The sequence below is a fragment of the Gammaproteobacteria bacterium genome (assembly GCA_033720895.1).
Taxonomy (GTDB): domain Bacteria; phylum Pseudomonadota; class Gammaproteobacteria; order Natronospirales; family JAJUFS01; genus JAWWBS01.
On sequence record JAWWBS010000092.1, the window covers coordinates 1 to 4,971 of the forward strand.

The 4,971-nt window shown below is 60.5% G+C and carries 8 protein-coding genes; 3 read left to right on the top strand and 5 right to left on the bottom strand.

Going from position 1 to position 4,971, the window contains the following annotated elements; translation table 11 throughout:
* Both R3217_10200 and R3217_10205 read right to left on the bottom strand, forming a co-directional pair.
* On the bottom strand, positions 1-291 hold a 291-nt coding region (locus R3217_10200; GenBank protein MDX1455812.1), incomplete at its 3' end, for a two pore domain potassium channel family protein.
* Between the two features lie 13 nt (positions 292-304).
* Positions 305-979, bottom strand: coding sequence for a nitroreductase family protein (locus R3217_10205; protein MDX1455813.1), 675 nt, complete (start codon positions 977-979; stop codon positions 305-307).
* A 126-nt stretch (positions 980-1,105) separates the two neighbouring features.
* Here R3217_10205 and R3217_10210 point away from each other — a divergent pair, with 126 nt between their 5' ends.
* From R3217_10210 to R3217_10220, 3 genes are read left to right on the top strand one after another with little or no spacing between them, the layout of a single operon-like run.
* Positions 1,106-1,906 carry a HesA/MoeB/ThiF family protein gene (locus R3217_10210; protein ID MDX1455814.1) on the top strand — a complete coding sequence of 267 codons (801 nt, stop codon included), beginning with the start codon at positions 1,106-1,108 and terminating at the stop codon, positions 1,904-1,906.
* Positions 1,899-2,390 (top strand): YiiD C-terminal domain-containing protein, encoded by a 492-nt coding sequence (locus R3217_10215; protein ID MDX1455815.1) that lies wholly within the window; start codon positions 1,899-1,901, stop codon positions 2,388-2,390. Before R3217_10210 ends, R3217_10215 begins: the two co-directional genes overlap by 8 nt.
* Before the next feature lie 14 nt (positions 2,391-2,404).
* Positions 2,405-2,830 carry a hypothetical protein gene (locus R3217_10220; protein MDX1455816.1) on the top strand — a complete coding sequence of 142 codons (426 nt, stop codon included), beginning with the start codon at positions 2,405-2,407 and terminating at the stop codon, positions 2,828-2,830.
* A gap of 19 nt (positions 2,831-2,849) precedes the next feature.
* On the opposite strand, the gene hslO is transcribed toward R3217_10220, so the two are convergent.
* The 3 genes from hslO to gatB all read right to left on the bottom strand — a co-directional run.
* On the bottom strand, positions 2,850-3,764 hold the full coding sequence (gene hslO / locus R3217_10225) for an Hsp33 family molecular chaperone HslO (GenBank protein ID MDX1455817.1): 915 nt from the start codon (positions 3,762-3,764) through the stop codon (positions 2,850-2,852).
* Complete coding sequence (locus R3217_10230; GenBank protein MDX1455818.1) at positions 3,761-4,171, bottom strand: hypothetical protein; 411 nt, start codon at positions 4,169-4,171, stop codon at positions 3,761-3,763. Before R3217_10230 ends, hslO begins: the two co-directional genes overlap by 4 nt.
* Before the next feature lie 113 nt (positions 4,172-4,284).
* On the bottom strand, positions 4,285-4,971 hold a 687-nt coding region (gene gatB / locus R3217_10235), incomplete at its 5' end, for an Asp-tRNA(Asn)/Glu-tRNA(Gln) amidotransferase GatCAB subunit B (GenBank protein ID MDX1455819.1).

Genomic DNA, 4,971 nt, shown 5'->3' on the forward strand with positions numbered 1-4,971 from the left:
CGCGGAAAAGTACGCGACCTCCTGCAAGGTATTGTTGAAGTCGCCTGCCAGCGTGCCGAGCCCGAGCTGCATGGCAAGCAGGTAACCCGCGGTGAAGACCCATATCTCGATGACATGCGTCAGCAGGATGAACGGCACCAGTACCAGGATTCTCGGCCGCGGCGCCTCCGAAATCCGGCGCAGGTTGCGTGACAGGAAATTCAGAGCCTCGTAATGGATGAATACCGCCAGCATCACCAGCCCGACCGTCAGCAAGGCCATGGTGACCGGCCATTCGTGATTCATGTCCATGCGGCGCACACCATCAGATGAAACTCGCTATCTCGTCGAGCGACTTCTTGCTGATGTCCGGCACCTCGGCATCCCCGGCCGGGTAGCCCACCACCAGCAGGACGAACGGCCGTTCGTAATCCGGCCGTCCGAGAATCTCGTTGAGGAACTTCATCGGGCTTGGCGTATGCGTCAGCGTGGCCAGCCCGGCCTGGTGCAACGCGGTGATCAGCATCCCGGTGGCAATGCCGGTCGACTCGACCGGGTAGTAATGCTTGTGCTTGTTGCCCTCCGCATCCATGCCGTACTTCTGTGAAAACACGGCCACGAGATAGGGCGCCGTTTCGAGGAAGGGCTTGTGCTCGTCGGTACCGAAGGGTTGCAGCGCCTCCAGCCACTCTTCCGAAGCGCGGTGACTGTAGAACTCGTGCTCTTCCTTCTCTGCCTCGACGCGGATGCTGTGCTTGACCTCCGGATCGCTGACCACGGCGAAATGCCAGGGCTGGAGGTTGGCACCGTTCGGTGCCGTGCCAGCAGCCAGGATGCATTGCTCGATGATGTCCCTGGGAACCGGGCGATCAGAAAAGTCGCGAACCGTGCGGCGACGACGCATCAGCGCCAGGAAAGCCTCTGCGTTGGCTCTCATCTCGGCTTCCGGCAATTCCCGGTACTCTGTCAACGGCCTGAACACGGCCTTCGAATCTGCCATTTGCAACTTCGCCCCCTGGCCTTTCGTCATGCGGTATCGTGCTAGGATGCGGTTTTTCGGCGGGGCTTTCCAGTGCCGCATTCGACAGGCCCCGGCCGCCGCTGAGGAGCATTCAGAGCCAGCAGCATGACAACGCGAGACATCACACCCGACCTGCGCTACAGCCGCCACCTGGCGCTGCCGGATTTCGGCCCGCACGCCCAGCGTCGCCTGTCGCGTGGTCGCGCGCTGATCATTGGCATGGGCGGTCTTGGCTCGCCGGCTGCCATGTACCTGGCAGCATCGGGTGTTGGCGAAATCATTCTCTGCGATTTCGACGTTGTCGACCTGTCCAACCTGCAACGCCAGATCGCGCATTCCACCGACGACCTCGGTGAACTCAAGGTCGAATCGGCAGCCGACAAGTTGCTGGCCATCAATCCCGACATCGCGGTCTACATCATCGACGACCGGCTGACGGAACAGGAACTGCTGGAAGAAGTCGAGGCCGTCGACGTGGTGCTGGACGGCACCGACAATTTCGGCTCTCGATTTGCCATCAATGCAGCCTGCGTGCGCGCTGGCGTGCCGCTGGTATCAGGCGCAGCCATTCGCTACGAGGGCCATCTCACGGTGTTCCAGCCGCAGCTGGAAGCCTCGCCCTGCTACGCCTGCCTGTACGACGAATCGGCCGAAGGCATGGAAAACTGTCGCTCCAACGGCATTCTTGCGCCAGTGGTCGGAGTGATAGGCAGCCTGATGGCGATCGAAGCCATCAAGATCATTACCGGTGTCGGCGAGCCCGTAGCCGGGCAGATGCATCGCTACGATGCCCTGGTCGGCAGCTGGAAGGTTGCCAACATCAGCAAGGACCCGAACTGTCCCGTCTGCAGCCAGCGAATCCCGCCGACCCTGGCTGCCATCAATACGGATGAAGACAATGGCTAAAGCGACGACCCTGCTGGACGAACGCCTGCCCGTTGCGCAGGCCCTGGAAGAGCTCCAGGCCTACCTGGACCATTCCATCCCGCTGCTTTCGCACATGCAGGTCAAGGTCGGAGCACTGACCGACGAAACATTCTCCCTGGTCGCACCACTGGAACCGAATCGCAACCACATCGGAACGGCCTTCGGCGGCTCGCTGAATTCGCTGGCGGTGCTGTCCGGCTGGAGTGTCATCTGGCTGCTGTTGCATGCCCGCCAGCTGGATGCAGCCATCGTGATTCACGAAGGCCACATGAAGTTCCAGCGCCCGGCCGCTGCCGGCTTCGAAGCGCACTGCCGGCTACCATCGGCTGAAGAAATGGCCCGATTTGTCGATTCACTGGATCGCCATGGCAAGGCACGCAGCACGCTGCATGCCGAGGTCTTCAGCGACGGGAAGAAAATCGGCAGTTTCGAAGGTGGCTTTGCGGCTACGCGCAAGAAATAGATACCGGACCCGTCATGAAACAAGAAAATGTCATCCTGCCTCGCAAGCTGGTCATGCAATTGCTGACTCATGCACAGTTTCACCCGGAGACGCCCGTCGGTGGCGTCATCGGCATGCAGGGCGAAGATCCCGTGCGTGCCTGGGCGGTTGCCGGCCCCGAGGAATCCACCACCCGGAAGCGCTTTGAATTCGACGGCGCCAGCCTCGACCGCGCGCTGCATGACATGGATATTGCCGGCGAAAAGATCTTTGCCGTCTACTTCTCGTCCCCGGAACCGAATGTCCGCCCGGCCGCTGCCGACCTGAAGCGGAGCGGCTTTTCGAGCACCTTGCACCTGCTGGTGTCGCTCGGAACGCGAGGCGTGCTGGAACTGGCGGGCTGGGTGCTGGTGGATGACGAGGTACTGCCTGTCGAAATCGGTATTCGCGAAAGCGGCTGAGTCGTCGCCGCTGGAACATTCAGTGGCTTTGCTTGTCGCTCGCCGTCACCGAATCCACGAACAGCGCCGCGGCATCCACTGCATCGAACAGGTACTCCCGCGCACAGAACTCGCAACTCACCCCGATGCTGCCCTGCTCTGCAAGGATGCTCTCGATTTCCTTCTCGCCCAGTGACCTCAGCATGTCGGCAATGCGCTCGCGCGAGCAGGTACAGCGAAATGCTACCGGTGCGGACTCGAAGAGGCGCACATCATCTTCGTGATACAGGCGATGCAGGATGGTTTCCGCATCCAGTCGGGCGAGCTCTTCACCGGTAATCGTCTCGCCCAGCGTGGTGACATGCTGCCAGGCGGCCTGGTCTTCTTCATGTCCCGGCATGACCTGCAACAGCATGCCGGTTGCCGTCTCCGCATTGGCAGCAAGGAACATGCGGGTCGGCAACTGCTCCGAGCGCAGGAAGTAGTCTTCAAAGCACTCGGCCAGCGTTTCCTTTTCCAGTGGCACGATACCCTGGTAGCGCTCGTCCTCGCCGTCCTGCTCGATGGTGATGACCAGCCGCGCCTTGTCGCCAGCCAGCGACTTGATGTCACGTCCTTCGATGCGGGATTGCTGGTCCTCCAGCATCAAGCCGTCGACCTCGTCGGCAAGCCTCGCAAGGCCACGCAGGTTGAGGTCGCTGCCGCACTGGACAACCAGCAGCTTGAGATCACCCTCGCCCTGCAGCTGCAATGTCAGCGCGCCCTTGAACTTGAGCGTCGACGCCATCAGCACGCTGGCCGCCATGGCATCGCCCAGCAGGTCGCGCACCGCCGGCGCGTAATCCACATGCTCCATCGCGGCACGCCAGGACGCATCGAGATGCACGATCTCGCCGCGCACGGGCATCTGCTCGAACAGGAAACGGTGCAGGGAATCTCTGTCGGTCTGTTTCATTGTGAAATCGGATTGGTTTCAATGATGACTCGCGTGGCATCCGGGTCATCGTGATTGACGGGAATTCGATCAATGGTCGTGATCGAGATGACTTCATGGCAAGACGACAATTTTACCTGCATCGGAAGATTGCGATCGTCATCAGGCGACTTGGTCATTTCAGCCAGGCACTTGATCAAGCGAGCCTCTTCCGCTTCGAGCACTGAAACAGGCTCCAGTCGAATATAGCCGTACTTGCCAATCGCTGATTCAGTAGAGGGATTGCCAGGCAGGTAAACATCATCACACTTCAAGATCAGCACCGGTTCGCGACCCCCGGGTATCTCCTCGAGCACCAGGAAACCAGCTGCTCCTAACAGATTGCCGGCATCGCTGTACGTCAGGCATGCATCGCCGATGCCACTCATGCCGATATTCCGACTATCAATGGATGAAACTGGCGGAGTTGCTGGATCGCCCTTGCCTGCGCATGACAGAAGACTGCCGGCAGCCAGGACGATCAACAACCGCATGGCGAATATCAACCGAGCTTGTCCTTCAGCAGCTTGTTCACCTGCCCCGGGTTGGCCTTGCCCTTCGACTTCTTCATGGTCTGTCCCACGAAGAAACCGAGCAAGGCTTCCTTGCCGCCCTTGTATTCCTCGACCTGCGACGGGTTCTCGGCGATCACTTCATCGATGATCGCTTCGATCGCGCCGGTATCGGTGATCTGCTTCAGGCCCTTCTTGTCGATAATGGCATCGGCATCGCCTTCGCCGGCCCACATCGCTTCGAACACGTCCTTGGCGATCTTGCCGGAAATGGTGTTGTCGACGATGCGCTTCAGCAGGCCCGCCAGCGCTTCGGCGGAAACCGGTGCATCGGCAATCTCGACGCTGTCCTTGTTGAGGGCGCCGGAGAATTCACCCATGGTCCAGTTGGCAGCCAGCTTGGCTTCCTTCTCGCCGACCGCCTTGACCACGGCTTCGTAGAAATCACCCATGGCACGCGAGGTGGTCAGCACGGACGCATCGTAGGCCGACAGGCCGAACTGCTCCATGAAGCGGTGCTTCTTGGCATCCGGCAGTTCCGGCAGGGTCTGCTTCACGCCCTCCAGGAATTCCTGCGTAACTTCCAGCGGCAGCAGGTCCGGATCCGGGAAGTAGCGGTAATCGTTGGCTTCTTCCTTGGAACGCATGGAGCGAGTTTCGCCCGACTCGACGTTGTA